Annotated in this window: 26 protein-coding genes, 1 other RNA gene and 1 pseudogene; 9 read left to right on the forward strand and 19 right to left on the reverse strand. The window is 60.2% G+C overall.

The window, feature by feature from the left end; translation table 11 throughout:
- Positions 1–7: 7 nt before the first annotated feature.
- From ABEH28_RS07035 to ABEH28_RS07060, 6 genes are all read right to left on the reverse strand, one after another.
- Positions 8–1624 (reverse strand): iron ABC transporter permease, encoded by a 1617-nt coding sequence (locus tag ABEH28_RS07035; protein WP_346629486.1) that lies wholly within the window; start codon positions 1622–1624, stop codon positions 8–10.
- Between the two features lie 202 nt (positions 1625–1826).
- A complete protein-coding gene (locus ABEH28_RS07040; protein ID WP_346629487.1) occupies positions 1827–2828 on the reverse strand; it encodes an extracellular solute-binding protein in 1002 nt (333 codons plus the stop codon).
- Between the two features lie 269 nt (positions 2829–3097).
- On the reverse strand, positions 3098–4318 hold the full coding sequence (locus ABEH28_RS07045) for a 2-octaprenyl-3-methyl-6-methoxy-1,4-benzoquinol hydroxylase (RefSeq protein WP_346629488.1): 1221 nt from the start codon (positions 4316–4318) through the stop codon (positions 3098–3100).
- A gap of 49 nt (positions 4319–4367) precedes the next feature.
- Positions 4368–5555, reverse strand: coding sequence for a 2-octaprenyl-6-methoxyphenyl hydroxylase (gene ubiH, locus ABEH28_RS07050; protein WP_282365801.1), 1188 nt, complete (start codon positions 5553–5555; stop codon positions 4368–4370).
- Entirely contained in the window at positions 5552–6886 is a 1335-nt protein-coding gene (pepP, locus tag ABEH28_RS07055; RefSeq protein ID WP_074892586.1) for a Xaa-Pro aminopeptidase, read from the reverse strand. The genes ubiH and pepP overlap by 4 nt, the downstream gene beginning before the upstream one ends.
- Positions 6887–6966: 80 nt before the next feature.
- The gene (locus ABEH28_RS07060) at positions 6967–7524 is read right to left on the reverse strand and encodes a YecA family protein (protein WP_346629489.1); all 558 of its coding nucleotides are present in this window, start codon (positions 7522–7524) and stop codon (positions 6967–6969) included.
- Between the two features lie 149 nt (positions 7525–7673).
- Between ABEH28_RS07060 and ABEH28_RS07065 the strand changes: the two genes are divergently transcribed.
- From ABEH28_RS07065 to ABEH28_RS07080, 4 genes are all read left to right on the forward strand, one after another.
- Entirely contained in the window at positions 7674–7883 is a 210-nt protein-coding gene (locus tag ABEH28_RS07065; RefSeq protein WP_037016503.1) for a TIGR02449 family protein, read from the forward strand.
- A complete protein-coding gene (locus tag ABEH28_RS07070) occupies positions 7880–8203 on the forward strand; it encodes a cell division protein ZapA (protein ID WP_282365809.1) in 324 nt (107 codons plus the stop codon). Before ABEH28_RS07065 ends, ABEH28_RS07070 begins: the two co-directional genes overlap by 4 nt.
- Positions 8204–8234: 31 nt before the next feature.
- Positions 8235–8413, forward strand: a non-coding RNA gene (ssrS, locus tag ABEH28_RS07075) — 6S RNA.
- 101 nt (positions 8414–8514) lie between these two features.
- On the forward strand, positions 8515–9144 hold the full coding sequence (locus tag ABEH28_RS07080) for a 5-formyltetrahydrofolate cyclo-ligase (protein ID WP_346629490.1): 630 nt from the start codon (positions 8515–8517) through the stop codon (positions 9142–9144).
- A gap of 49 nt (positions 9145–9193) precedes the next feature.
- Here the strand turns inward: ABEH28_RS07080 and ABEH28_RS07085 are convergent, their stop codons facing one another.
- Positions 9194–9343, reverse strand: coding sequence for a hypothetical protein (locus ABEH28_RS07085; protein WP_346628097.1), 150 nt, complete (start codon positions 9341–9343; stop codon positions 9194–9196).
- Positions 9344–9536: 193 nt separating this feature from the next.
- Here ABEH28_RS07085 and ABEH28_RS07090 point away from each other — a divergent pair, with 193 nt between their 5' ends.
- On the forward strand, positions 9537–9986 hold the full coding sequence (locus ABEH28_RS07090; protein ID WP_346629491.1) for an EVE domain-containing protein: 450 nt from the start codon (positions 9537–9539) through the stop codon (positions 9984–9986).
- 15 nt (positions 9987–10001) lie between these two features.
- Here ABEH28_RS07090 and ABEH28_RS07095 read toward each other — a convergent pair whose 3' ends face one another.
- Entirely contained in the window at positions 10002–10412 is a 411-nt protein-coding gene (locus tag ABEH28_RS07095; protein WP_192171367.1) for a flagellar basal body-associated protein FliL, read from the reverse strand.
- A 135-nt stretch (positions 10413–10547) separates the two neighbouring features.
- On the opposite strand from ABEH28_RS07095, the gene ABEH28_RS07100 reads away from it, so the two are divergent.
- On the forward strand, positions 10548–11525 hold the full coding sequence (locus ABEH28_RS07100) for an NADPH:quinone oxidoreductase family protein (RefSeq protein ID WP_346629492.1): 978 nt from the start codon (positions 10548–10550) through the stop codon (positions 11523–11525).
- 63 nt (positions 11526–11588) lie between these two features.
- Here the strand turns inward: ABEH28_RS07100 and ABEH28_RS07105 are convergent, their stop codons facing one another.
- Complete coding sequence (locus ABEH28_RS07105) at positions 11589–12224, reverse strand: hypothetical protein (protein WP_346629493.1); 636 nt, start codon at positions 12222–12224, stop codon at positions 11589–11591.
- A 253-nt stretch (positions 12225–12477) separates the two neighbouring features.
- Here ABEH28_RS07105 and ABEH28_RS07110 point away from each other — a divergent pair, with 253 nt between their 5' ends.
- Complete coding sequence (locus ABEH28_RS07110; RefSeq protein ID WP_346629494.1) at positions 12478–13620, forward strand: acyltransferase; 1143 nt, start codon at positions 12478–12480, stop codon at positions 13618–13620.
- Here the strand turns inward: ABEH28_RS07110 and ABEH28_RS07115 are convergent.
- On the reverse strand, positions 13617–14606 hold the full coding sequence (locus tag ABEH28_RS07115; protein WP_346629495.1) for a hypothetical protein: 990 nt from the start codon (positions 14604–14606) through the stop codon (positions 13617–13619). The genes ABEH28_RS07110 and ABEH28_RS07115 overlap by 4 nt on opposite strands.
- Positions 14607–14823: 217 nt before the next feature.
- Between ABEH28_RS07115 and glpT the strand changes: the two genes are divergently transcribed.
- Entirely contained in the window at positions 14824–16173 is a 1350-nt protein-coding gene (gene glpT / locus ABEH28_RS07120) for a glycerol-3-phosphate transporter (protein ID WP_282365818.1), read from the forward strand.
- A 49-nt stretch (positions 16174–16222) separates the two neighbouring features.
- On the opposite strand, the pseudogene ABEH28_RS07125 reads toward glpT, so the two are convergent.
- From ABEH28_RS07125 to ABEH28_RS07165, 9 genes and pseudogenes are all read right to left on the reverse strand, one after another.
- Positions 16223–16491: pseudogene (locus ABEH28_RS07125) on the reverse strand (type II toxin-antitoxin system RelE/ParE family toxin).
- Positions 16481–16675: an antitoxin gene (locus tag ABEH28_RS07130; RefSeq protein ID WP_346629496.1), complete on the reverse strand. Its 195-nt coding sequence runs from the start codon at positions 16673–16675 to the stop codon at positions 16481–16483. Before ABEH28_RS07130 ends, ABEH28_RS07125 begins: the two are co-directional and overlap by 11 nt.
- Positions 16676–16751: 76 nt before the next feature.
- Positions 16752–17426, reverse strand: a complete 675-nt coding sequence (locus ABEH28_RS07135; RefSeq protein ID WP_192171483.1) for a gamma-glutamylcyclotransferase — start codon at positions 17424–17426, stop codon at positions 16752–16754.
- A 211-nt stretch (positions 17427–17637) separates the two neighbouring features.
- Entirely contained in the window at positions 17638–18606 is a 969-nt protein-coding gene (locus ABEH28_RS07140; RefSeq protein ID WP_346628103.1) for a CDP-6-deoxy-delta-3,4-glucoseen reductase, read from the reverse strand.
- The gene (gene ubiD, locus ABEH28_RS07145) at positions 18606–20072 is read right to left on the reverse strand and encodes a 4-hydroxy-3-polyprenylbenzoate decarboxylase (protein WP_122534102.1); all 1467 of its coding nucleotides are present in this window, start codon (positions 20070–20072) and stop codon (positions 18606–18608) included. The genes ABEH28_RS07140 and ubiD overlap by 1 nt, the downstream gene beginning before the upstream one ends.
- A 70-nt stretch (positions 20073–20142) precedes the next feature.
- Positions 20143–22101 (reverse strand): acyltransferase family protein, encoded by a 1959-nt coding sequence (locus ABEH28_RS07150; protein WP_346629497.1) that lies wholly within the window; start codon positions 22099–22101, stop codon positions 20143–20145.
- Between the two features lie 96 nt (positions 22102–22197).
- On the reverse strand, positions 22198–23457 hold the full coding sequence (rho, locus tag ABEH28_RS07155; protein ID WP_037016529.1) for a transcription termination factor Rho: 1260 nt from the start codon (positions 23455–23457) through the stop codon (positions 22198–22200).
- Between the two features lie 228 nt (positions 23458–23685).
- The gene (trxA, locus tag ABEH28_RS07160; protein WP_192171377.1) at positions 23686–24015 is read right to left on the reverse strand and encodes a thioredoxin TrxA; all 330 of its coding nucleotides are present in this window, start codon (positions 24013–24015) and stop codon (positions 23686–23688) included.
- 123 nt (positions 24016–24138) lie between these two features.
- Positions 24139–24843 carry a FadR/GntR family transcriptional regulator gene (locus ABEH28_RS07165; protein WP_192171484.1) on the reverse strand — a complete coding sequence of 235 codons (705 nt, stop codon included), beginning with the start codon at positions 24841–24843 and terminating at the stop codon, positions 24139–24141.
- A 265-nt stretch (positions 24844–25108) separates the two neighbouring features.
- On the opposite strand from ABEH28_RS07165, the gene ABEH28_RS07170 reads away from it, so the two are divergent.
- On the forward strand, positions 25109–25894 hold the full coding sequence (locus tag ABEH28_RS07170) for a transporter substrate-binding domain-containing protein (protein WP_192171378.1): 786 nt from the start codon (positions 25109–25111) through the stop codon (positions 25892–25894).
- Positions 25895–25897: the final 3 nt, after the last annotated feature.

Genomic DNA, 25897 nt, shown 5'->3' on the forward strand with positions numbered 1-25897 from the left:
CCCGCACCTAACCAATCGGCTTAGCCGAACGTCTGATCAAACCGATGACCGGGAGCAGCCCGACCAGTACCAACGTCAGTGCAGGCAGAGCCGCACGCGCCCACTCGCCTTCACTGGTCATTTCGAAGATGCGCACGGCCAGCGTGTCCCAGCCAAACGGGCGCATGAGCAGCGTGGCGGGCATTTCCTTGAGGACGTCGACGAAGACCAGCAGCGCAGCGCTCAACGTGCCGGGTATGAGCAGCGGCAGATAAATCCTGAAAAACAATCGTGGCCCGCTGACCCCCAGACTGCGAGCGGCTTCGGGCAATGAAGGGCGAATGCGCGACAGGCTGTTCTCGAGCGGCCCGTAGGCGACCGCAATGAAGCGCACCAGGTACGCAAGCACGAGCGCGCCCAGGCTGCCCAGCAAAAGCGGCCGGCCAGCACCGCCCATCCAGGTGGATAAGGGCACGACCAGTTCCCGGTCGAGATAACTGAACGCCAACATGATCGACACCGCCAGCACAGAGCCGGGCAGCGCGTAGCCGATGTTGGCGAGGCTGACGCCCGAGCGGATGGCGCGGGTGGGGGCGAGACGCCGGGCAAACACGAGGATCATCGCGACGCACACCGTGACCAGCGCAGCGATGCCGCCCAAGTAAAGCGTATGCAGGATCAACCCCGCGTAGCGCTCGTCGAGGTCGAAACGCCCGCGCTGCCAGACCCAGACAATCAACTGCAACAGCGGCACCACGAACGCGCAGGCGAACACCAGTCCACACCATGTGCTGGCGGCGGCGGCTTTGATGCCGTGCAGGTGATACAGCGCCTTGACCCTCGGACGCTCGTTGCTCGGCCGGCTCGCCCCCCGTGCGCGATGCTCGCCGTACAACAGGACCATGACGGCCAGCAGCAGCAGGCTCGCCAGTTGCGCGGCGCTCGACAGGCTAAAGAAGCCGTACCAGGTTTTGTAGATCGCGGTGGTGAAGGTGTCGAAGTTGAACACCGACACCGCGCCGAAATCAGCCAGGGTTTCCATCAACGCCAACGCGACACCGGCACCGATTGCCGGCCTCGCCATGGGCAGTGCCACGCGCCAGAACGCTTGCCACGGCGACTGCCCCAAAATGCGGGCGGCCTCCATCAGGCCTTTGCCCTGGGCGAGAAATGCCGTACGCGCCAACAGGTACACGTAGGGATAAAACACCAGCACCAGCACGATGATCACGCCACCGGTTGACCGCACTCGCGGCAGACGCAGACCGGAACCGAACCACTCGCGCAACAGCGTCTGCACCGGCCCTGCGAAATCCAGCAATCCCACAAAGACAAACGCCAGCACATACGCCGGGATGGCAAACGGCAGCATCAGCGCCCAGTCGAGCCAGCGCCGCCCCGGGAACTCACACAGCGCCGTCAGCCACGCGAGACTCACGCCCAAGACCGTAACGCCCAGCCCGACGCCGAGCACCAGCGTCAGGGTGTTGCCAAGCAACCGTGGCATCTGGGTTTCCCAGAGGTGGGACCAGATCTGCTGATCGACGGTTTGCCAGGAGAACATCAGCACGCTCAACGGCAGCAGCACCAGCGCGGCGATGGTGAAAACCAGGGGGTACCAGCGACGCTGGCGGGAATGGGCCAAAGGGGTTACTCATGGAGGGTTGCGGGTTGCCGAAGCCCTCGGGGGGAGCGACCGGGGTGGCGCTCCACCTTGCTCGCGAAGAGGCCGGCACATCCGCTAGATCTCCAGCGATTGAAATGCCGTCTTCGTGAGCAAGCTCACTCCCACAGGATCTTCACCAAAATGCAAAACCGGCGTTAATCCGGGCTTCTTTTGCGAGAGATCAGTTCCAGCCAGCACGGTCCATCATGCGAATCGCTTCGGCCTGCCGCCGACCGGCCACTTCAACCGGGATTGTGTCCGCCTTGAATGCGCCCCAGCTCGCCACTTCTTCGGACGGTGCGACTTTCGGGTTGGCCGGGAACTCCTGGTTGGTGCCGGCGAATATCGTCTGGGCTTCGGGGCCCGTCATCCATTCCACCAACGCCTTGGCGGCGTCGGCATGGGGCGCGTACTTGGTCAGGCCAATGCCGGAAAGATTGACGTGCACGCCGCGATCCGACTGATTGGGCCAGAACAGGCGCACGGCAAGGTCCGGATTGTCCTTGTGCAAGCGACCGTAGTAGTAAGTATTGACGATGCCGACGTCGCATTGGCCGGCATTGATGGCTTCCAGCACCGCGATGTCATCGGAAAACACGTCGGTCGAGAGGTTGTTCACCCAGCCCTTGAGAATCTTTTCAGACGCCTCGGCGCCGTGGGTTTCGATCAGCGTGGCGGTCAGCGACTGGTTGTAGACCTTCTTGGCGGTGCGCAGGCAAAGACGCCCTTCCCACTGTTTGTCGGCCAGCGCTTCGTAGGTGGTGAGTTCTTCCGGTTTGACGCGATCGGTGGAGTAGGCGATGGTCCGCGCGCGCAGGCTCAGGCCGGTCCAGCTGTGGGTGGAAGAGCGGTATTGCGGGGGAATATTCGCGTCGATGACCGGCGAAGTGAACGGCTGCAGGATACCCATCTGTTCCGCTTGCCAGAGGTTGCCTGCGTCGACAGTGAGCAGCAGGTCAGCCGTTGCGTTCTGGCCCTCGGCCTTGATGCGCTGCATCAGCGGGGCTTCCTTGTCGGTGATGAACTTGACCTTCACACCGGTCTTGGCGGTGTAGGCATCGAACACCGGTTTGATCAGCTCATCGATTCGGGAGGAATACACCACCACTTCATCTGCGGCCTGGGCGGTGCTGCCGAGCACGGTTAATGCCAGGGCAGCCAAAAGACGCTTGCTCGCCTGCATGCAGGTTCTCCTGATTCGAGAGAGGGGAAAAACGAGGCGAAATGGTAGTGAATCGCATCTACCATCTCAACCGAAGTCAGGATTGAGCCGTTACCGGATGTTGCGGAGTGCCGGCGGTGAACCCTCTGAACGCGCGCGGTTTCAGTGGGACCGGCTTCAGCCGGGAAGAGGCCAGCTTGAACGCCATCAGATTCCCGGCGTAACGAACGGCGCTTTCCCGGCTAAAGCCGGTCCCACAGTGGAGCGCGCGGACAGAAAGTGCTGTGCCGTCAGAGCTTCGCCAACTTGGGGAGGTCCCCGGTCAGCCCCAACGCCTGACGCACGAACAATGCTTTGGCTTCTGCCGAATGATCGACCATCTTCAGCCCGGCATTGCGCAGCAAACGAACCGGCAGCGCATCGGCCTGGAACAGCCGCTCGAAGCCTTCCATCGCCGCCATCAACGCCAGGTTATGCGGCATGCGCCGACGCTCGTAACGGCTCAACACACGCTCATCGGCCAGACGCTCTCCGCGCCCGACCGCACCGCGCAGCACTTCGGCGAGCACCGCCGCGTCGAGAAAGCCCAGGTTGACGCCCTGCCCCGCCAATGGATGGATGGTGTGTGCGGCGTCGCCGATCAGCGCAAGGCCCGGCGCCACATAGCGCTTGGCATGGCGTTGCCGCAGCGGGACGCAAACCCGCGAATCAGCCGAGATCACCTGCCCGAGACAGCCTTCGAACGCATTCTCCAGCTCACGGCAGAAGCGTTCGTCATCGAGCTTCATCAACCGCTCGGATTGCTCCGGTGTCACCGACCAGACGATGGAGCACCAATGCTCACCCTCTCGGTCCAGCGGCAAAAAGGCCAGCGGGCCGTCGTCAGTAAAGCGCTGCCAGGCGGTTTTGCGGTGGGAGTCCGCCGTGCGCACGCTCGTCACAATGGCGTGATGCAGGTAGTCCCATTCCCGCGTCGCGGTGCCCGTCATGCGCCGCACGGTCGAGTTGGCGCCATCGGCCGCGACTACCAGCGGCGCGCGCAATGTGCGGCCGTCGGACAGGGTCAGCAGCCAGTCATCGCCGGAGTGACGCATCTGCTCCAGACGCGCATCGGCCAACAAACCGATGTTGCTGTCATGCAAGCGTTCGACCAGCGCATCCTGCACCACGCGGTTTTCAACGATATGCCCAAGCACTTCGGCGTGAACGCTGGAGGCAGAAAAATGCACCTTGCCCGTGCCGCTGCCATCCCACACGTGCATGTCGCTGTAGGGGCTGACTCGCCGCGCAACGATGCCGTCCCAGACGCCTAGCCGCTCGAGAATGCGCTGACTGGCGATGGACAGCGCGCTGACCCGCGCCTCGAATGGCGCGTCGGCCACGAACGGCTTGACCGTCAGAGGACCACCATCCACCACGAGGATGTTCAGCCCACTGTCGCGCAGCGCCAGTGCAAGCGCGCTCCCCACCATTCCGGCCCCGACAATCAGCAGATCTGCGCGCGTTTCCATGCTTTAAATCGTTCTCGGTTGTGGCGAAGGCCACGGATGAATGGAGTGTTCAGACATCGCTTCGCGTTCCCAGGCCCATGGCCTGACGGGCGAACCAGCTCTTGGCGGACGGCAGCAGATCCAGGCCCAGGAGGCCCAGGTTGCGGCCTGCCGTGACGAGGGATTGCTGACTGCTGAACAGCCGGGTGACTTGATCCGAAAAGCCGACGGTCAGTTTTTGATCAACGCGCTGGCGCTCGCGGTAGGCCTGCAGCGTCGACAGCTCGCCCAGCGGTGCTTCGCTGGCGAGCAGTGATTCGGCCAGGGAGGCCGCATCACGCAGCGACAGGTTGAAGCCCTGCCCCGCAATTGGATGAAGACTGTGGGCCGCGTTGCCGAGCACCACCAGATGGGAGCGGATCTGCTCTTCGGCCTCGATCAACGCCAGCGGATAGCTATGCCGCGCACCCACTTGTTTCAGCGCACCCAAACGGTAGCCAAAGACGCCCTGCAGTTCTTCCAGAAAGCGTCGGTCGTCCAGCGCCATCAGCCGTTGAACGTCATTGCCGGTGCGCGTCCAGACCAGTGCGCAGCGGTTGTCCGGAAGCGGCAACAACGCCATGGGGCCATTTTCGGTAAACCGCTCGAAGGCCTCACCACCGTGTGGATCTCCCGGCGTGATGTTGGCAATGAGGGCGCTCTGATCGTACGGCGTGTTCCGCACGGCAATGCCCAACTGCTCGCGCAGGCTGGAGCGGCCGCCGTCGGCCAGCACCGCCAGATCGCAAGTGAGCTGAGTTTCGTCGTTCAGGGTCAGTTGGTAGCCATCGGGCAGCGCCTGCATGTGCGTGACCTCAGCCGGCACCCGCCAGCTGATCACGTCCTTGTCCAGCGCCTGCCACAGGCATTGGCCCAGCCAGGCGTTCTCAACCACATAGCCCAGCGCCGGAACGCCTTCCTCCATCGAAGACAGGTGCGCAGCGCCGAACCGGCCTTTGTCGGAAACGTGAATTTTGAGAATCGGTTCGGCGCGGCGGCTGATCTGCTGCCACAGGCCCAGGCGCTCGTAGATCTGCCGCGCGCCGAAAGACAGCGCCGAAGAGCGCGCGTCGTAGCTGGGCTGGTACGTGTCGCCAGGCGCAAACGGCTCGATCAGGACAATTTTCCAGCCCCGCGCCTTTGCCCCGGCTTGCAGGGCGAGAGCGAGGCTTGCGCCGACCAGCCCGCCGCCGACGATGGCCAGATTAAAGCGGCTCATGCGGCTTGGGTTCGCGCAGCGGCCATCAGGGCCTCAATGTCGGCAACGGTTTTTGGCACGTCGCCCGTCAGGATTTCACAGCCTTTTTTGGTCACCACGACGTCATCCTCGATTCGCACGCCAATCCCGCGCCACTTCTTGGCAACGGTCTGATTGTCCGGGGACACATAAATGCCGGGCTCGACCGTCAGTGCCATCCCGGCCTCCAGCACACGCCACTCGCCGCCGACCTTGTATTCGCCGACGTCGTGCACGTCCATGCCCAGCCAGTGTCCGGCACGATGCATGTAGAAAGCTTTGTACGCTTCGGCGGCAATCAGTTCATCCACCGCGCCTCGCAGCAGCCCGAGTTCAACCAAGCCTTCGGTGATAACCCGAACCGTCGCCTCGTGGGCCTGATTCCAGTGATTGCCGGGTTTGATCGCCGCAAACGCCGCTTCTTGGGATTTGAGCACCACCTCGTAAATCGCTTTCTGTTCGGCGGAGAATTTGCCGCTGACCGGGAAGGTACGGGTGATGTCACTGGCGTAGCAGTCGATCTCGCAACCGGCATCGATCAGCACCAGGTCGCCGTCTTTAAGCGGCGCGTCGTTCTCCTGATAGTGCAGGATGCAGGCGTTGCGCCCCGACGCGACGATGGATCCATAGGCCGGCATCTTCGCGCCGCCCTTGCGAAATTCATAATCAAGCTCCGCTTCCAGGCTGAACTCGTAGAGCCCGGCGCGACTGGCTTGCATCGCCCGCACGTGGGCCCGGGCCGAGATTTGCGCAGCCTCGCGCATGACCTTCACTTCGGCCGCCGATTTATACAGGCGCATGTCGTGCAGCAGGTGATCCAGCGCAACGAATTCTTTCGGCGGCTGCGCACCCAGATGCGCCTTGGAACGGATGACATTGATCCACTCCATCACATGTCGGTCGAATTCAGGATTGCTGCCCATGGACGAATACACCCGATCGCGACCTTCGATGAGGCCGGGAAGGATGTCGTCGATGTCGGTAATCGGGAAGGCATCGTCGGCGCCATACTCGCGCATCGCGCCGTCCTGACCCGCGCGCAGGCCGTCCCACAGCTCGCGCTCGGGATTGCGCTCGCGACAGAACAGGACGTACTCACCGTACTCGCGGCCGGGGATCAGCACGATCACCGCTTCGGGCTCGGGGAAGCCGCTCAGGTACTGAAAGTCGCTGTCCTGGCGGTACACATGTTCAACGTCCCGGTTCCGAATGGCCACAGCCGCCGCTGGCAGAATGGCGATGCTGTTGGGCTCCATCTGCTCCATCAACGCCTTGCGGCGGCGGGCATATTCGGCTTTCGGGATATGAATCATGGGCAAGTGCGGTACTCCGGGAGGTGCGCTTCGGCCACCGCCGCGCAGGGCGGCATGGCCGAAGCAGCGATGACGCGCTGTCAGTGCAAAGACGGCTTGGCTTCGTCTTCGTCGTCGGTTTTCTGGTTGAACTCGGTGAACAGCAGCAACGGCGCAACGCGCAGGTATTCCATCACTTCCATGTAGTCGCTCTCGCCGTCTTCGGACTCGTCGAGCGCATCGTGGACCTGAGCGATGGCAGCCAGATCTTGCAGCACGTCCCTGGCATCATCGCTCAGCGACTGACCACCGACCCGGGCAAAGCCGCTGAGGAAACCCTGGCACCACTGGGCCATGGCGGCGGTGCGCGTAGCCAGAGGCTCATCATCGCCGGGCAACAGCAACACGACGGTCATGTCGTCGCCGGTCAGTTCGCTTTTGACCATTGCCTGCAGGCCGATCAGGGCCTGGCGCACTTTGTCGTCAGGCTCTGTTTCCAGCAGCAGGTGAGCGTCGGTCAGCCACTCCTCAGCATCAAAGCCTGCGCCGGCGCAACTGCGACCGAGCAAAAGGCCGTGCAATTCGGCAGGCGATACGTGATGACCACTGCTGGTAAGCAGGGTGGCGAAGCCGTTGTACGGGGAATTCTGAATAGGCATGGGCAACTAGGCGCCAGGCGGCGCAATGTCTAGAATGAAGGCCTTGTATCGTAGCACCGGCAGACGCGCCCAAGCTATCAGGCGATGTCCGGGGCGAATCCAGACGCCAGCGCCTGCACCACTCATCTGAAAGTAATCAGTGGAAAACAATGGAAGACAACGACCTGCAAGCGCTGATGGCTCGACTGGAGTTATTGATCAATCGTGTCGAGCAACTAAAAAGTCAAAACGGACTCCTATTAGCTCAGGAAAAATCCTGGCGCGAGGAACGCGCTCAACTCATTGAAAAAAACGAAATCGCCCGGCAAAAGGTCGAGTCCATGATTTCGCGCCTCAAGGCCCTGGAGCAAGACTCATGAGTAATGGCAACAGCATCACCGTGCAAATCCTCGACAAAGAATATTCGATCATCTGCCCGCAGGAGGAGCGCACCAATCTGGTCAGCGCCGCGCGTTATCTGGACGGCAAAATGCGCGAGATCCGCAGCAGCGGCAAAGTCATCGGCGCCGACCGTATTGCGGTGATGGCCGCACTGAACATTACCCATGACCTTCTGCACAAACAGGAACTGCCACCCGCAAAGGCCCAGACAAATGGTGCCAATAGCGAGCAGGTTCGCGATTTGCTGGACCGAGTAGACCTGGTCCTTGCCACGGATTCGGATAAAGCACAAGGCTGATTGTTCGGACATGATTCGGTATACTTGCGACCGCTCCCTGGAGTGCTTGCCAGTCGGTCATGTCCCTGAGCCGATACGCACAACCACGGGGGTTGCACGTTGGGGTTGGTGTGCATGTCCGCTCGACGGAAAGCCTTAAAACCTCCTGCAATCTCCACCTTGAACTTTCGGGTTCAAGGGCTACACCGACAGCGGTTCGTCGGGGAGTCTCGAACCTTCTACCCATCGCCAGGCGTCCCGTCTGGCGGTGGGCATCGTGAATCTGCCTGATTACACGACATCACCTTCCAAAGCCTTACGGACCCGCCAGCATGACCTCATCCGGCGCCGCTCCCCTCCCAGATCCTTCAAGCCTCACTCGCCCACAGTTGCGTCGGCTGCTTCGCCATAATCGTCGCGCGCTCAGCCCGGCAGAACAGCGACAGGCGGCGCAGGGTGTGTACCGTCAACTTGCGCAAAACCCTCTGTTTCGCCGCGCCCGGCACGTTTCTCTCTATCTTCCGATGGACGGTGAGATCGACCCGCGCCTGCTGCTTCGTGCCGCTCAAAAACGCGGCAAGGCCACCTACCTGCCAGTGCTGAGCGCCTGGCCGCGAACGAAAATGGTGTTCCAGCGCTTGCATCCAGGGGAGAAGTTCAAGCCGAACCGGTTCCGTATCCCGGAGCCGCGCATCAATGCCAAGCGGCAGCGCAAGATCTGGACACTGGACCTGGTGTTGATGCCACTCGTGGGATTCGATCCGCAAGGCGGACGTCTTGGCATGGGTGGCGGCTTTTATGACCGCAGCCTGGCTTATCGCGCGCGTCGTAAAACCTGGCGCAAACCGGTGCTGCTGGGACTGGCCCATGAGTGTCAGAAAGTCGCGAAGCTGGCGGTCGCCAGTTGGGATGTTCCGTTGGCAGGAACGGTGACGGATAAGCGCTGGTATGTGGCGGGGTGAATTGTCAGCAAGGCGCGCTCCTGAGAGGAAAGCGCGCTGCGAAAGCGGTTTAGCGGCGGGACAGTGGCTGCTGTTGCTGAGTGATTTCAACCGGCGCGTCTGCCTTGGCGGCCCACAGACTTTGCGCGTAACCGGTGGTGACGATTCCCAAGCCGAACAAAATTGCCAAAACCCACAGTACATCCGGCTTGCGTCGCATTCATCGTCCCCTTTGTAACGAATCAGAATCTAAAATCGATAACGTTTAAACAGGCTGCCAGATCGTGCAGCCCTTAAAATGCCGGCATTCTGCGGCAACGTGACGCAACACGCAAATACTGACGCCAGCCGACTGTCGGGTTGTCATCAAAACGTAGGACAACTTTCCCAACACCTGTTCAGGAGCCTTGTAAATGGCCTATTGGCTGATGAAATCCGAGCCCGACGAGCTCTCGATCAGCGGGCTTAAAAAGCTCGGTCAGACACGCTGGGACGGTGTCCGCAACTATCAGGCGCGGAACTTTCTACGCGCGATGGCCGTGGGTGATCAGTTCTTTTTCTACCATTCCAGCTGCCCCGAGCCCGGGATCGCCGGCATTGGAGAAATCGTTAAGTCCGCGTACCCCGATCCCACCGCGATGGACGAGAAAAGCCACTACTTCGATGCCAAAGCCACCGAGGAGAAAAATCCCTGGAGCGCCCTTGATGTGGCTTTCGTCGAGGAGTTTCCGAAGGTGCTGGGACTGGGATTTCTGAAGCAGCAAGCTGCCCTTGAGCAATTGCCACTGGTGCAGAAAGGCAGCCGCTTGTCCGTCATGCCAGTGACGGACGAACAATGGGCCGCCGTACTGGGCCTGCGCTGAGTTCAGAACGCGGCGTTATTGGGCAATGAAGTTGTTGAACAGCAGGTCATCAACGACGGGCTTGCCGGTTTCCTGGGTCAGTACCTGCTGGGTCTGCTTCAGCGCTTCCTGACGCAGTTTTTCCTTGGCATCGACGTTGCCCATGCTGTCGACCGTTTGCTGAGTGAACAACGCCACCAACTGGTTGCGAATCAGCGGCTCGTTCTGCTTCACCAGTTTCTGCGCTTCGGCGCCGGTCACGCGCAAGGCGACGTCGGCCTTGTAGACGTGCAGCTTCGGGCTACCGTCCAGCGCGTAGTTGCCCACGAAGGGTGGCGTCAACGCCACGTAGGAAACCTTGTTCGGATCTTCTTTCTCGCCACCCTCTTCGGCCAGCGCTACAACAGGCATCGACAATGCCATCAACATAACAATCCACGCTTTCACAGTCCGCTCCTCAATCCGTTTTGCCGCATAGCTTACTTCAGCTTATGCACGCCTATCAGGCCGGGCCATGCTCATTGACCCCACAACCTCGCTACCTGTACTTATCGGCCATCCCCGAAAAAGGAATAGCCCTCGATGAAAGCCGTGCTGTGTAAAGCCTTCGGTCCCGCTGCAGATCTGGTGTTGGAGGAAATCCCCAGCCCGGAGCCGAAGAAAAACGAGATTCTTCTGGACGTGCACACTGCCGGGGTCAACTTCCCGGACACGCTGATTATCGAAGGCAAATACCAGTTCAAGCCGCCTTTTCCGTTTTCGCCCGGAGGTGAAGCGTCGGGCGTCGTGACGGCTGTCGGCGAAAAGGTCAGCCATGTTCGTGTCGGTGACCGAGTGATGGCGCTGACCGGCTGGGGCAGCTTCGCCGAACAGATCGCCGTGGCCGGTTACAACGTCCTGCCCATCCCCGAAACGATGGACTTCACCACCGCTGCTGCTTTCAGCATGACGTACGGCACCTCCATGCACGCCCTTAAACAGCGCGCCAATCTGCAGGCAGGCGAAACGCTCCTCGTCCTCGGCGCATCGGGGGGCGTCGGCCTCGCCGCGGTTGAGATCGGCAAAGCCATGGGCGCTCGCGTGATCGCCGCCGCCAGCAGCGCAGACAAGCTTGAGGTCGCCAAAACCGCCGGCGCCGACGAGTTGATCAATTACAGCGAAAGCAATCTGAAGGATGAAATCAAACGCCTCACCAACGGCAATGGCGTCGATGTGATCTATGACCCTGTGGGCGGTGACCTTTTTGATCAAGCCGTTCGCGGCATCGCCTGGAACGGCCGATTGCTGGTCGTCGGCTTCGCCAGTGGTCGTATTCCCGAACTGCCGGTCAATCTCGCGCTGTTGAAAGGTGCCTCGGTTGTAGGCGTGTTTTGGGGCTCATTTGCCCAACGCCAGCCGCAAGACAATGCGGCGAATTTCCAGCAACTGTTCACCTGGTTCAGCGAAGGCAAGTTGAAGCCGCTGGTGTCGAAGATTTACCCGCTGGAGCGGGCCGGGGAAGCGATTGAATCGCTGGCGCAGAGGAAAGCGGTGGGCAAGGTGGTGGTTAGCGTCAGGTAGCGCGTATCGGGATCCACCTGTTCTGAAGAAACGGAGCTCACTTTGCGCAGTTCTCTGCACGGCTCACAGCATCCTCCTCACTTGATCAGGCAACACGTCCTTGTAACGCAGTTCCGGAGTCGCCCGGCAGCGCTGAATGACCTCCGGAACTGCATCTGCCAGCGCATCCCCCAGCGCGAACCTGTCCTCGTCGGACAGCTTTCTGTAAGTCGCCACCCTCGCGAGCACGCTGTAGGTGTGCCGGAACACGCTCATCTCCACCTGTTCAAGATCAGACGAGTTCTGCTGGAAGTCTTCGAAGCGTTTGTTGAATTTCGCGCAGGACAGGTGGCGCAGACTCCGATGCAGCCAAGGCACGGCGGCATTTCCTTCACGCGGGTGGACGAAGTAATGCTCCTGACGCAGCGAAATGACTGCCGGACGCTGCTCACTGACGACCCAGGGTTTTACGCACCACGTTGGCACCACCTTTACGACGGCGAGGGAAAACAGAGGATGCGAGCTGTCCAGCACCTCAGGCTCGGAAACCCGTCCATCATGGTGCGCCACTAGGTCGTAGACGACCCACCCGGATATTCCCGATTTTGAAAGCGAATACGGCCAGGCAGGCGCCCTGCGGTAATCAAACTCCACACTCTGCTCATCTGCACGGGCGCCGATACATACAGCGAACATCAGCCATAAAACCCACTTGCTCATCACTGCCATCACCTGCGCGCTTCTTCCAGTCTGCCTCCTGCGCGGGTGCAAAAGGCTGGCGCGCATTTTGTGCGCTTGTCTCCGGCGGCAATAGCTAATGACTTCCCAGGGCTGCGTAGGATCGGTCCCAAAATCAACACGCCGCTAAACAACCCGCGACGGCGCCTGATGTGTTCCGTATATTTCACGGCCGATACATACCGAACACGAGTCATTCGGTATCGACTCCCATACGAACTGCGGACCCGTGTTGATGACCGTCACTCTGCTTTTGATCACGTTGTACGCGCTGTCGATCGCGATATTTTGCTTCGCCACCCGGCGACTGCCGATCCTCTCCAGAGACGCGCTCCATCGCGTTTCGTCGCTGGACGGGCTGCGAGGCGTGCTCGCAACCGCAGTCATTGTTCACCACTTCATGGTCAGTTATTACTGGCACGTCAACGGCGTTTGGGAAACCACGGACAGCCGCGTGCTGAACAACATGGGCACGGTACCGGTGTCGTTGTTCTTCATGATCACGGGCTATTTGTTTACCGCGAAGATCTACCGCAGCGAGCCAAAATGGCGTCAGATTCTGTCGTCACGGGTACGACGAATCTTCCCGATGTACCTCTTCAGCGTCGCGCTGATTACGGCCATCGCGCTGTACCAGTCCGCAGGCATCAGTGTGCCGGTCATGGACACGATCAAGGCGCTCGGGCGATGGGTGATTTTCATCGGCAGCCCCCTCAGTGGTTTTCCGGACACCGTGCGTATCAACGCCTCGGTGCAGTGGACGCTGCTCTATGAAGCGGTCTTCTACCTGTCGCTGCCGGTGCTGTATTGCCTGCTTCGACGCAAGCTCCCCGGCATGGCCGTCGTGGTCGCGCTGATTGCGCTGGCGTGCCTGTGGGGCGAGTACCACCATCATTTTCACAACCGGTTCATCAAACTGTTTGCTGTCGGCATCGCGGTGGCGGTCTTTGAAGACCGGATGCGCCGGTGGAAAATCGACTTCTCGGGCGTGCGCTGCACGTTGGTAGCGGTCGCGATACTGCTGATCTGCTTGAAGCTCAAATCGTACTCAACGCTGCAAATGCTGATCCTCGGCATTCCATTTGCGCTGTTCGTACTCGGCAACAGCTTGCACGGGGTGCTGGAGATTCGAGGGTTGAAGATTCTGGGCGAAGCGAGCTTCAGCATTTACCTGCTGCACGGCATCGTCATCTACAGCGTGTTCAGCCTGCTGGGCGCGTACGACTTCGCCATGCCGGACCCGCTCAGCTACGCGCTGTACTTACCGTTGATCATCCTGCTCACCAGCAGCATCAGCGTCGCAACGTACTGGTGCATCGAGCACCCGTTCCTGCGCAAGGCATCGCCGAGCGCCAAAGCAACCCTGCCGAATGCTTAAGGCTCGGTAACGGTTAACTGACGCTGCCTAGCCGGGGGCGGACTGAACACCTCGTTCGCCCAACTGGCCATGCTGTACCGCTGCACGACTTCTTCGGGCGGGTCCACGTATTCCCCGTTAATGAACGCGTCAGGGATCACGGGGTGCTCGCTGTCGATGATCAGGATGTTGCGCGGATCGTAGAAGTCGTAATCCGCCACCGATGGATTGTTGGTGATCATTTTCTTGCGGTAGAGCAGCGCCTCAAAAAAACGGAAGCTCAAACCCGCGTGGCCAGGCCGGACGATGTCGATCAGGATTTCCGAACGCCTGACGTATTCGGCCGTTTCATCAATGTCCATGCGCTGGCGAAAGAAGGTCAGTAATGGACTGGCTCCGGGCACTGGTTTGCTCTGCACCAGAAATTTGCAGGTGCTGGTGTAGCCCAGCTGTTCAAACGCTTGAGCCACTCGGCCAAGCACATCAACGCGGTGCTTGCCGCCCATCACGACGAACGCCTTGAAGTCGGACGTCGTTTTGAAATCGGCGTGCTCTTCGTAGATGTAGTTGTAGAGCTTGCGCAGCTGATACTCGCGGGCATCAGCACTGTCAAAGGTGTAGACCTTGTCAAAGGTCGCCAGTTGATCGAGCGGCATGGACAGCCGTGCGATTCCGTCTGACAGATACGCAATGGTCAGCTGCGCGGCGGACTGTGCCCGCAAGACCAGCCCCTGATCCAGCTGACTCGGGTTCACCACCAGCAATGCGTCGACATCCCCTGCTGCCCGGATCGTAGCGTTGACACGCCGAATGATCAGGTACTTCTTTAGCCATCGCCGCATCTTTCCCGGAAGCCAGGACAGCTCCTTCCCGCCTTGGGTCAGGTCAATGAACACCACGTCGTTCGACTTGCCGAGAAAGTGGCTGAGCCGGCCAAGGTATCCGCCGACATCGCGGCACAGAATGATGATCTTTTGATTCCGAATCCCAAGCGGGGGTGACTGCATGTCGGTTTGCCAATCGTGAGCCCATGAGCGCGCACTTTACCTGTCCCACGCATTGAAACCCACCTGCGCGCAGCACTGCACAAACGCGATGTTCGCAAAGGAATTCCCTCCCGCCCCGCATTTACGCCCTTTTTATCCGATGAGAAGCCTTCCTATTTTCTGTAACGAAAATGTAATATTCGGATTCGCATAACAAAAAAATAAATGGAGTGTCCCGATGTTTGCCTTTTTCCGTCCTGCCGCGCATCAGGCTCCGCTGCCTGCGGAGCGTGTCGACTCCACCTACCGCCGCCTTCGCTGGCAGATTTTCGCCGGCATCTTCTTCGGCTACGCCGGCTACTATTTGCTGCGCAAGAACTTCTCGCTGGCCATGCCCTACCTGATCGATGAGGGATATACCCGCGGTCAACTGGGGCTGGCGATCTCGGCGATCGCCATTGCGTACGGCCTTTCGAAGTTCCTCATGGGGCTGGTGTCGGATCGCTCTAACCCGCGTTACTTCCTGCCTTTCGGATTGGTGATTTCCGCGCTGGTAATGTTCGTGTTCGGATTCGCGCCCTGGGCGACGTCCAGCGTGACGATCATGTTCATTCTGCTGTTCATCAACGGATGGGCCCAGGGCATGGGCTGGCCGCCGAGCGGACGCACGATGGTGCACTGGTGGTCGCAGAAGGAACGTGGCGGCGTCGTGTCGGTGTGGAACGTGGCGCACAACGTCGGCGGCGGCTTGATCGGCCCGCTTTTCCTGCTCGGACTCGGCTGGACCAACGACTGGCACGCCGCATTTTATGTGCCTGCGGCGGTTGCCCTGTTTGTCGCTCTCTTCGCCTTCGTCACCATGCGTGATACCCCGCAGTCCGTGGGCTTGCCGCCGGTCGAAGAATACAAGAACGACTACCCGGAAGGCTACGACGCGAGCCACGAAGAGGAATTCACCGCCAAAGAGATCTTCGTCAAATACGTCCTGCGCAACAAAATGCTCTGGTACATCGCGCTGGCCAACGTGTTCGTTTACCTGCTGCGTTACGGCGTGCTGGACTGGGCGCCAACTTACTTGAAAGAAGCCAAGCACTTCGACGTCGACAAAACGTCGTGGGCCTACTTCTTCTATGAATGGGCAGGTATTCCGGGCACGCTGCTGTGCGGCTGGATGTCCGACAAGATCTTCCGTGGCAACCGTGGCCTGACCGGGATTGTGTTCATGGCGATGGTGACCGTTGCGACGCTGGTCTACTGGCTCAACCCGCCCGGCAACCCCACCGTCGACATGATTGCGCTGGTGTCGATCGGCTTCCTGATCTACGGCCCGGTCATGCTGGTCGGCTTGCAGGCCCTTGAGCTGGCACCGAAGAAAGCAGCCGGCACGGCAGCGGGATTCACTGGCCTGTTCGGGTATCTCGGTGGTTCGGTCGCCGCCAGCGCCCTGATGGGCTACACAGTCGACCACTTCGGCTGGGACGGCGGCTTCGTGCTGCTGGTGTCCGCTTGCATCCTCGCGATAGCGTTCCTTGTGCCGACGCTGCGCCATACGCGGGTGGCGAGCCAGTCGCGAGAAGAAATGGCTTAAGTCTCAAACGGAAAAGGCTTGGTCAGTGCGCTGATCAAGCCACGTCTGTTCAAGGGAATTGCTGGCGAGCGTGAAGGACGCTCAGGATCTCGATACGATCCGTTAGTCGGTAAATACCAGGTAATTCGGATGGACAATGATTTCGCGGGTATTGAGCACGCGACCTAAGCGGTAGAGGTAAGGATGCTCGGGCAGTGCTGAAGTAGCTCTCTCAATTTCAGCATAAAGCTCTTCCGCCGCTTGTGGATTTCGCTCATCAATATACTCAAGTATCTCCCACAGATCGGCGACTGCCTCCGGGCGCCAATCAACGATCATCGCTACGCTTGTCGCGCTTGGCGGCCAGTCTCGCCTTCAGTTTTGCCATGACTTCATCATGCGGGACGTTAGGTCGTGGGTCATCTACCGAAGCCTGCACCTTGGCACGGAGCCAAGCGTCGTAGCGCGCAGCCTGCTCTTCTGAGTCGAACTCCGACACAAGCGGAGAAAGCCGAGCACTCATGATTAACTCCTCAATCGGTTTCGATGCAGTCTAGCCGTCTCGCGCGTAAACCTGATCGAAAGATCGTGACCAGATGCTATATCGCCAACAACACCGGCTTACACCGCTTGAACCGCGCCTCCAGGCTCAGGTCCGGCATGGCGTGGGTGCGCAGTGCGTGGATGGTTTGTTCGACGTATTCCCACGTGGTCCCGTATCGCCCGCTGGCATTGGCCAGCACTTGGGTAAGCACGCTGTCGGGCAGGTTGCCGGCGTAACTGGGCAAATGCCGCTCCAGCACAAATCCCAAAGCCTGCACCTTGGTGCCGTCTTCAAGTCGGCAGTTGAGCCAGTGTGGGCGGTAGGACGGGAACGGCATTTCTCTCTGCCACAACGCCAGCAGCGATTCGTCAATATTGTCTTCGGGCAATCGGTAGGCGAATCCGCTGCAGGAGCCGCCTCGATCCAAACCGAAGACCAGCCCCGGCTGCTCGGGGGTGCCGCGATGTTCATGGGACCAGAGATAGAGGCCGCGATGATAACCGTGGACCCGACCGCGCTGACGCTCGACGGCGCTGCACTCGGGCCGCCAGATCAATGATCCGTACGCGAACAACCAGATCGGGCCGCCCTGGTGACGGCTCATCGTGGCGTGGATGGAGGCAAGCAGCTGTTCTCGGGTGAGCTTCGGCCCAAGATCGATGACCGGCGGGTAGGACAACCCCAGGCCGTCATGGACAGCTCCCGCCAGGATATTAATTTGATTCCCCATCTGGTTCCCCCCACCGGCAAGGCTGACGCCGGTGCAACGCTGAACACTCATGAAACGGGTCTGGCAACAACGAATGAACAATCAGACGGCATCGCAGGCAGTGTGACGTTGTGACTCGGCCACCGGCGCATGGGTCACGCCGGAAAAACCGATATCTGACAAACAGTCATGCAATACGCTGTCCACATCCAGCTCGGCGAGTGGCTGCGCTTCAGGGCCTCGGCGCGTAAGCGAAAACATCGGCACGCATCTGATGCGCATCCATGCCAGCCAGCACCAGCGCATCAAGGGTCGAATAGACCATCGCCGGTGAACCGCTGGCGTACACATAAAGCGACTTCAGATCGCTGAAGTCCTCGCAGACCGCCTCGTGCAGCATGCCGCAGCGCCCTTCCCAACCGCACAGATCACTGACGACCCTGTGCAGGAAAAGGTTGGGCAGCGTCTGCCATTCATCCCAATGCCTGAGCTGATAGAAATCTTCCGGACGGCGCATTCCCCAATACACATGCACCGGATATGGAAAGCCTTTTGAGCGGCAATGCTCGATCAGGCTGTGCATCTGCCCCATACCGGTGCCTGCCGCGATCAATACCAGCGGGCCATCGGGCAGTTCGCCCAAGTGAGTATCACCAAAGGGCAGGTCAACTCGCGCCATGCCATCGCGCTGCAACTGCTTGATCAGATTTTGCGCACTGGCCTCGCGGGCGAGCACGTGAAATTCCAGATCTCGCCCGCTCTCCGGCGCCGAGGCCATGGAGAATGCCGATTTCTCGCCATCGTCCCGATGGATCATAAGGTACTGACCAGCGTGATAACGCGGCGGTTTGCCCGCAGGCGCACGGAGCATCACGCGCCAGACATCGCCGCCGACTTCCACACATTCGCTGACCTGGCAGGCGAACGTGCGCACCGGCAACTCGCCGAGCGCCAGCACACTGTCCCACAGCACGACGCAGTCTTCCTGCGGCACCGCCAGGCACGTATAGATTTCGCCGTGGTTGCGGATTTCTCCGGCCTGCTCGACGCTGCCTTCAACCAGCAGCGCGGAACAGATGTGGCAATTGCCGTTGCGACAGCTCTGAGGACATTCGTAGCCCAGGCGCTGAGCGGCGTCGAGGATCCGCTCGCCCGGCAATGTCTCGATGACTGCGCCCGAAGGCTGCAAGGTTACACGCATCAATCAATTCCCAGCTGAGTCCAGATTTCATCGATCCGGCGGGTCACCGCTTCGTCCTTGACGATAGCGCGACCCCATTCACGGGTGGTTTCGCCCGGCCATTTATGCGTGGCATCGAGCCCCATTTTCGAACCCAGGCCGGAGACCGGCGAGGCGAAATCGAGGTAGTCGATTGGCGTGTTGTCGATCATCACCGTGTCGCGCTTGGGGTCCATGCGCGTGGTGATCGCCCAGATGACGTCATTCCAGTCACGGGCATTGATGTCGTCGTCGGTGACGATAACGAACTTGGTGTACATAAACTGTCGCAAAAACGACCAGACACCCAACATCACACGCTTGGCATGGCCGGGATACTGTTTCTTGATCGTCACAACCGCCATGCGGTACGAGCAACCCTCGGGCGGCAGGTAGAAGTCGACGATCTCGGGGAACTGCTTCTGCAGAATCGGCACGAACACTTCATTCAGCGCGACGCCCAGAATGGCGGGCTCGTCAGGCGGCCGACCTGTGTAAGTGCTGTGGTAAATCGGCTTGATGCGGTGGGTGATGCGCTCGACCGTGAAGACGGGGAAGCTGTCGACCTCGTTGTAGTAGCCGGTGTGGTCGCCGTACGGACCCTCATCGGCCATTTCGCCGGGATGAATCACGCCTTCGAGGACAATCTCCGCACTGGCCGGGACCTGGAGGTCGTTGCCACGGCACTTGATCAATTCGGTACGGTTGCCACGCAGCAGGCCGGCGAATGCGTATTCGGACAGGCTGTCAGGCACCGGCGTCACGGCGCCGAGGATGGTAGCGGGATCTGCGCCCAAGGCCACCGAGACCGGGAATGGTTGACCCGGGTGTTTGTCGCACCAGTCCTTGAAATCCAGCGCGCCGCCGCGGTGGCTAAGCCAGCGCATGATCACCTTGTTGCGGCCGATCACCTGCTGGCGGTAGATGCCCAGATTCTGCCGTTCCTTGTTAGGCCCGCGAGTGACCGTCAGGCCCCATGTGATCAGCGGGCCCACATCGCCGGGCCAGCAGGTCTGTACCGGCAGCATGCCGAGGTCGACGTCGTCGCCTTCGATCACGATCTCCTGACACGGGGCGTCCTTGACGACTTTCGGCGCCATGGCGATGACTTTTCTGAAGATGGGCAGCTTGGACCAGGCGTCTTTCAGGCCCTTGGGCGGCTCGGGCTCCTTGAGAAAGGCCAGCAGCTTGCCAATTTCCCGCAGCTCGGACACCGATTCGGCGCCCATGCCCATGGCCACCCGCTCAGGCGTGCCAAACAGATTGCCGAGCACCGGAATGTCGAAACCCGTCGGCTTTTCGAACAGCAGCGCTGGCCCCTTGGCGCGCAGGGTCCGGTCGCAGATTTCGGTCATTTCCAGTACAGGGGAAATAGGCACCTGAATGCGTTTCAACTCTCCGCGCTGCTCAAGCTGCTGCACGAAATCCCGTAGATCCTTGAATTTCATTAACCCGGCCACTCACCAAATAGATGCACATCCTACCTGCTCTGACCGCAGACGGCAGCCTGTGTCCAACTCAAATGCGCGGTGTTGCGCGGAATACCGGCGCGAACAGCGGCTGCATCTTCTCGCCGCCCAGATCCGACAGGTGATCCTCGTCCTTGTACAGCGAACGCCCGTCAACTTCGGCACGGCACAGGCCGCCCTCACACAGCAGTGGTTTCGGGTCAATCAGGTGAACGCCCGCATCCGCTTGGCTGAGGGTGGCGAACAGCTGATTGATGAACGCCTGTCGCGCATCGAGCTCCGTCGCCGGCCGCCCAACCTCTGCCGCCGAACGCCCGACCCGCGCCAGGCTGCTCAATCTCTCGATGGTGCCCTTGCGCTGCTGCGGCACTTCCTTGAACAACCAGACCTGAGCGCCGGCTGCACGCAATTCGGCGACCTGCGCTTTCAACGCATCGGCAAAATACGCTTCGTTTTGAGCAATGGATTCCCGTTTCAGCAGCACGTTGCTCTTGTTGCCGTCTTCCAGCCCGTAGATGTACAGGCTCCAGCGCGCGGCCAAGGTGACATCGGGAATTTGCTGCATTCGAACGCGCTCGACGTTCAGCGCATTGAAATCCTGACAGCGCTTACTGGTTGCGGTGCTAACAAGGGGCGGGCATCCACTCATGCTCGCCAGCCAGACAGGCATGTGCGCTCGCTCGGCCGCGATTCTGACGCCAGGCCACAAAGCCGCTGCATGACTGTCGCCCCAGATGAGATGGGACGGCGCGGCGTCGGCACTGCCACCCGCTCGACAGAGCTTGTCCAGACCCTTGCTGTGCTTTGATCCGAGCAGGAAGCAGTCCATCTGACCGGCGTTCCATTCCTGAGACTGCGCATAGGCAAGCGCCTGACCCGACATCCGTTGCGGCACGCCATCACTGGAGCGCACCGCCTGCCCTACCAGCGCCAGCACGGCCAGGGTCAGCAGGCCGCCAATCAGCACCGGCTTGCGGCCGGCCAGTAAGCGGCGCTCACGGAACGGGAGCTCGACGAAGCGCCAGCTCAGCCAGGCCAGCGCGCCGGCCAGAAGGATCCAGCCGATCGCTTCGAGGTCGGAAATGCCGTCGGCGGAAATCGCGTTGGCGTAGACGTGGATAGGCCAATGCCAGAGGTACAGCGAGTAGGAGATAAGCCCGATTGCCACCAGCGGTTTGATGCTCAGCAAACGCCCGACCCAAGACGCAGGATGACCGTTGGCCCAGATCATCGCCGTGGTGCCCAGCACCGGCAGCAGCGCTGCCCAGCCGGGAAATTGAGTGGTTTTGTCAAAGCTCAGCATCGCCAGTACGACCGCCGCAAAGCCGCTCAGGCTGATCGTCTGGTACACCCCGCTCGGCAGTGGGCGTTTAGGCGCAGGCGCGACGGCCAGCATCGCACCGCACAGCAGCTCCCATGCACGCATCGGCAGCAGAAAGAACGCGGCCTCGGGCTTGTGCTTGATCGCCCAGATGTTCAGCCCGAACGACAGCACCAGCAGGCCGAGCAGCAACCAGCGCCAGTGCCGCACGTACCGCGTCGCCAGCACCATCAGCAGCGGGAAGAAAATGTAGTACTGCTCCTCCACCGCCAGCGACCAGGTGTGAAGCAGCGGTTTGAAATCTGACGCGGAATCGAAGTAGCCGTCCTGCCGCATGAACAGCAGGTTGGACATGAACATCGACTGATACCGCACTTCCCGGCCCAGCTCGGCGTAGTCCTTGGGGGTCAGCAATATCCAGCCGAACGCCAACGTGGCCAGCACGACAACGGTTACGGCGGGGACGATACGCCGCGCGCGACGGGCCCAGAAATCAACGAAGCCGAATCGCCCAGCGCTGATCTCACGGAAAATGATGGACGTGATCAGGTACCCGGAGATGACGAAGAACACATCGACGCCGACGAAGCCGCCGCTCAGTCCAAGACCGAAGTGAAACAACAGCACCGGGACCACGGCCAGGGCCCGCAGCCCATCGATATCACGGCGATTGCCAAACGTGTGCATGACGCTCCTTGTCTACGGGAGAGGTCTACGGAAAAGGGCAAAAAAAATGGTGTCCGGAAGGACACCATTTTTCTACGGTCGGTTCAGCGCAGGGTGTTACTTGCGCTTCATCGACAGGAAGAACTCATCGTTGGTCTTGGTCTGTTTCAGCTTGTCGATCAAGAACTCGATGGCGGCGACTTCATCCATAGGATGCAGCAGCTTGCGCAGGATCCACATGCGCTGCAACTCGTCGTCGGCCGTCAGCAACTCTTCGCGGCGTGTGCCGGAACGGTTGATGTTGATGGCCGGGAAGACGCGTTTCTCTGCGATCTTGCGATCCAGAGGCAGCTCCATGTTGCCGGTACCCTTGAATTCTTCGTAGATCACTTCATCCATCTTCGAGCCGGTTTCAACCAGCGCGGTGGCGATGATGGTCAGCGAGCCGCCTTCTTCGATGTTACGTGCCGCACCGAAGAAACGCTTTGGCTTCTCGAGGGCGTGCGCATCGACACCACCGGTCAGGACCTTGCCGGAGCTCGGAATGACGGTGTTGTAGGCGCGAGCCAGACGGGTGATGGAGTCAAGCAGGATGACCACGTCTTTCTTGTGCTCGACCAGGCGCTTGGCCTTTTCGATCACCATTTCGGCGACCTGCACGTGACGGGTCGGTGGCTCATCAAAAGTGGAAGCAACCACTTCGCCGCGCACGGTGCGCTGCATTTCGGTTACTTCTTCAGGACGCTCATCGATCAGCAGAACGATCAGATGGACTTCAGGGTTGTTACGCGTGATGTTCGACGCGATGTTCTGCAGCATGATGGTCTTGCCCGCCTTTGGCGGAGCAACGATCAGGCCGCGCTGGCCTTTACCGATCGGGGCACACAGATCGATAACGCGACCGGTGAGGTCTTCGGTGGAACCGTTACCGGCTTCCATCTTCATGCGAATGGTCGGGAACAGCGGCGTCAGGTTTTCGAACAGAATCTTGTTCTTCGCGTTTTCTGGACGGTCGAAGTTGATGGTGTCGACCTTGAGCAGTGCGAAGTAACGCTCGCCTTCCTTTGGCGGACGGATCTTGCCGACAATGGTGTCGCCCGTGCGCAGGTTGAAGCGGCGGATCTGGCTCGGCGAGACGTAAATGTCGTCTGGGCCGGCGAGGTAGGAGGCGTCTGCAGAACGAAGGAAGCCGAAGCCATCCTGGAGGATCTCCAGCACGCCGTCACCCGAGATTTCCTCGCCGCTCTTCGCGTGCTTCTTCAGCAGGGAGAAAATCACGTCCTGCTTGCGCGAACGGGCCATATTTTCTATGCCCATCTGTTCGGCCATTTCGAGCAGATCGGTAATAGGCTTTTGCTTGAGTTCAGTCAGGTTCATATAGGAATGACGTAATCATGTATGGAGGGGGAAATTAAGCTTTTGGCTTAATGAGGCCGCGCCGCAGAGAAGGCGACAGGATCGCGTGCAAATCGAAAGGAGACGGTCGGCGACGGCTAGCAGGGGGCAACGGAGAAGCCGTTGCGGGGCCGAATGTACCACTTGATTTTCTAAGCGTCTAGTACGACGCCAGAAAAAAACCCCGCGATTTGCGGGGCTTTAACGTCATCAGATATTGGCGTCGAGGAACGCTTGCAGCTGGGACTTGGACAGTGCGCCGACCTTGGTCGCGGCGACTTCGCCGTCCTTGAACAGCATCAGAGTCGGAATACCACGGACGCCGTGCTTGGCCGGTGTTTCCTGGTTGTCGTCGATGTTCAGCTTGGCAATGGTCAGCTTGCCATCGTAATGAGTAGCGATGTCATCCAGAACCGGGGCAATCATCTTGCACGGGCCACACCATTCAGCCCAGTAATCGACCAGTACAGGGCCGCTGGCCTTCAGGACATCGGCTTCGAAGCTCGCATCGCTGACATGCTTGATCAGGTCGTTACTCATGAGATTTCTCCGAGGTCATAGGCAAAAAAACGTGGGCCATCATAACTGTGTCACGCGGTGACAGGAAGCCGAGGTTGATTGTCTCTTGCTATGGCTCGACAGGGTTGCCTCAATCGACGGAGCTCAGCCGGAGGGTGCGACGAACACAATGCCGGTGCGTAACGCCGCGCCGCGGATGTGCTCCTGCATGGCTTTCTGCGCCGGGCCAGACGCGTTTCGCGCCAACGCCCGGAGGATCTTGCGGTGCTCCTGCCAGGTCTCCATCGCCCTGCCCGCCCGGATAAATGGCAGCTTCTGGCTTTCCAGAAAAATGTCGGCGCTGCTGGTGATGATCCCCAGAATCGCCTGATTGCCACTGGCGACAAGGATGCGTCGATGAAAATCGAAGTCGAGCCGGGCTGCGCACTCAAAGTCCCCGGCCTTGAGCTCAAGCCGCATCGCCTCGACGTTGTCTTCCAGTACATCGCGCTCGTCGGCCGTCAACGTCACTGCCGCAAGCCCGGCTGCAAAACCCTCCAGGGCGTAGCGCAACTGAAACGTCTCTGCGGGCGAGGCGTGCGCTGCATACGGCCAGGAAAATCCACTCGTGCTCCGTTGTGGTTCAGAAATCGCCTGCACGAAGACGCCCTTGCCGGGCTGCACACTGACCAGTCCCAGAGCGCTCAACGATGACAATGCTTCACGCAACGAAGCGCGACTGACGCCCAGACGAATCGCCAGATCCCGCTGGGATGGCAGGCTGTCGCCGGGCACATAGCCCTGCTCGGCGATCAATTTGCGGATCGCCTGGAAGGCGGCTTCAGGCACTGCGACAGGGCTCGGATGCATAGCGATCAGGTGTGGAAACCGTAGGAAAAATCCCTTGTATCGCCATCGGAGGTATCCGGCAAGTGACGCCCAAGCGAGGGGCGCCGGGCCTTTCAGGCGCGCCAAAGCAGGGCGCCTCGTCAACTCACTGTTCAGACCAGTTAGACCGGATCAGGCCTGGGGCCCGCATTCCACGGTTGCAAACAAACGGCTGGCATGGGCTGTGCACTGATGCTTGGCCATCACCCGGGCTTCGCCTACACATTGATCGATTCGGAGACACCCCATGACCCAGCGTTACAGCGCCCTGCTCGCCGCCCTGTTTGCCAGCCTCATGCTCGGCCAGGCCCCCGCCCACGCTAATGGTCTGGATGATGTAACCGCCCGCGGCACGTTGAAAGTCGCTGTGCCGCAAGACTTCCCGCCCTTCGGCTCGGTCGGCCCCGACATGAAGCCGCGCGGCCTGGACATCGATACCGCGCAGCTGATCGCCAACCAATTGAAGGTCAAGCTTGAGCTGACGCCGGTCAACAGCACCAATCGCATCCCTTACCTGACCACTGGCAAGGTTGACCTGGTCATCTCCAGCCTTGGCAAAAACCCGGACCGCGAAAAGGTCATCGATTTCTCCCGCGCTTACGCACCGTTCTACCTCGCGGTATTCGGCCCGCCTGAAGACGCGATCAAAACCGTGGACGACCTGAAAGGCAAAACCATCAGCGTGACCCGTGGCGCCATCGAGGACATCGAGCTGACCGCCGTTGCGCCGAAGGAAGCCACGATCAAACGCTTCGAAGACAACAACTCGACCATCGCGGCTTATCTGGCCAAGCAGACCGACCTGATCGCCAGCGGCAACGTGGTCATGGTCGCCATCAGCGAGAAAAACCCCAAGCGCATCCCCGAACTGAAGGTGAAGCTCAAGGACTCGCCGGTCTACGTAGGTGTGAACAAAGGTCAGCCTGAGTTGCTGGCCAAAGTGAACGAGATCCTCGAAGCGGCGAAGAAAGACGGCGCGCTGGAGAAGAACGCGCAGACCTGGCTCAAGCAGCCATTGCCTGCCGACCTCTGATCA

The organism is Pseudomonas sp. Ps21-P2, from assembly GCF_039672565.1.
In the GTDB taxonomy this organism is placed as follows: domain Bacteria; phylum Pseudomonadota; class Gammaproteobacteria; order Pseudomonadales; family Pseudomonadaceae; genus Aquipseudomonas.

Coding starts and splice junctions, on each gene's coding strand:
- ABEH28_RS07090 (WP_346629491.1), top strand. CDS start 9,537: ATGGCCTATTGGCTGATGAAATCCGAGCCCGACGAGCTCTCGATCAGC.
- ABEH28_RS07135 (WP_192171483.1), bottom strand. CDS start 17,426: ATGGGGAATCAAATTAATATCCTGGCGGGAGCTGTCCATGACGGCCTG.
- trxA (WP_192171377.1), bottom strand. CDS start 24,015: ATGAGTAACGACCTGATCAAGCATGTCAGCGATGCGAGCTTCGAAGCC.
- ABEH28_RS07080 (WP_346629490.1), top strand. CDS start 8,515: ATGACCTCATCCGGCGCCGCTCCCCTCCCAGATCCTTCAAGCCTCACT.
- ABEH28_RS07115 (WP_346629495.1), bottom strand. CDS start 14,606: ATGCAGTCACCCCCGCTTGGGATTCGGAATCAAAAGATCATCATTCTG.
- ABEH28_RS07170 (WP_192171378.1), top strand. CDS start 25,109: ATGACCCAGCGTTACAGCGCCCTGCTCGCCGCCCTGTTTGCCAGCCTC.
- pepP (WP_074892586.1), bottom strand. CDS start 6,886: ATGATTCATATCCCGAAAGCCGAATATGCCCGCCGCCGCAAGGCGTTG.
- glpT (WP_282365818.1), top strand. CDS start 14,824: ATGTTTGCCTTTTTCCGTCCTGCCGCGCATCAGGCTCCGCTGCCTGCG.
- ABEH28_RS07065 (WP_037016503.1), top strand. CDS start 7,674: ATGGAAGACAACGACCTGCAAGCGCTGATGGCTCGACTGGAGTTATTG.
- ABEH28_RS07105 (WP_346629493.1), bottom strand. CDS start 12,224: ATGAGCAAGTGGGTTTTATGGCTGATGTTCGCTGTATGTATCGGCGCC.
- ubiD (WP_122534102.1), bottom strand. CDS start 20,072: ATGAAATTCAAGGATCTACGGGATTTCGTGCAGCAGCTTGAGCAGCGC.
- ABEH28_RS07060 (WP_346629489.1), bottom strand. CDS start 7,524: ATGCCTATTCAGAATTCCCCGTACAACGGCTTCGCCACCCTGCTTACC.
- ABEH28_RS07085 (WP_346628097.1), bottom strand. CDS start 9,343: ATGCGACGCAAGCCGGATGTACTGTGGGTTTTGGCAATTTTGTTCGGC.
- ABEH28_RS07100 (WP_346629492.1), top strand. CDS start 10,548: ATGAAAGCCGTGCTGTGTAAAGCCTTCGGTCCCGCTGCAGATCTGGTG.
- ABEH28_RS07140 (WP_346628103.1), bottom strand. CDS start 18,606: ATGCGTGTAACCTTGCAGCCTTCGGGCGCAGTCATCGAGACATTGCCG.
- ABEH28_RS07045 (WP_346629488.1), bottom strand. CDS start 4,318: ATGGAAACGCGCGCAGATCTGCTGATTGTCGGGGCCGGAATGGTGGGG.
- ABEH28_RS07165 (WP_192171484.1), bottom strand. CDS start 24,843: ATGCATCCGAGCCCTGTCGCAGTGCCTGAAGCCGCCTTCCAGGCGATC.
- rho (WP_037016529.1), bottom strand. CDS start 23,457: ATGAACCTGACTGAACTCAAGCAAAAGCCTATTACCGATCTGCTCGAA.
- ABEH28_RS07110 (WP_346629494.1), top strand. CDS start 12,478: ATGACCGTCACTCTGCTTTTGATCACGTTGTACGCGCTGTCGATCGCG.
- ABEH28_RS07040 (WP_346629487.1), bottom strand. CDS start 2,828: ATGCAGGCGAGCAAGCGTCTTTTGGCTGCCCTGGCATTAACCGTGCTC.
- ABEH28_RS07070 (WP_282365809.1), top strand. CDS start 7,880: ATGAGTAATGGCAACAGCATCACCGTGCAAATCCTCGACAAAGAATAT.
- ABEH28_RS07150 (WP_346629497.1), bottom strand. CDS start 22,101: ATGCACACGTTTGGCAATCGCCGTGATATCGATGGGCTGCGGGCCCTG.
- ubiH (WP_282365801.1), bottom strand. CDS start 5,555: ATGAGCCGCTTTAATCTGGCCATCGTCGGCGGCGGGCTGGTCGGCGCA.
- ABEH28_RS07130 (WP_346629496.1), bottom strand. CDS start 16,675: ATGAGTGCTCGGCTTTCTCCGCTTGTGTCGGAGTTCGACTCAGAAGAG.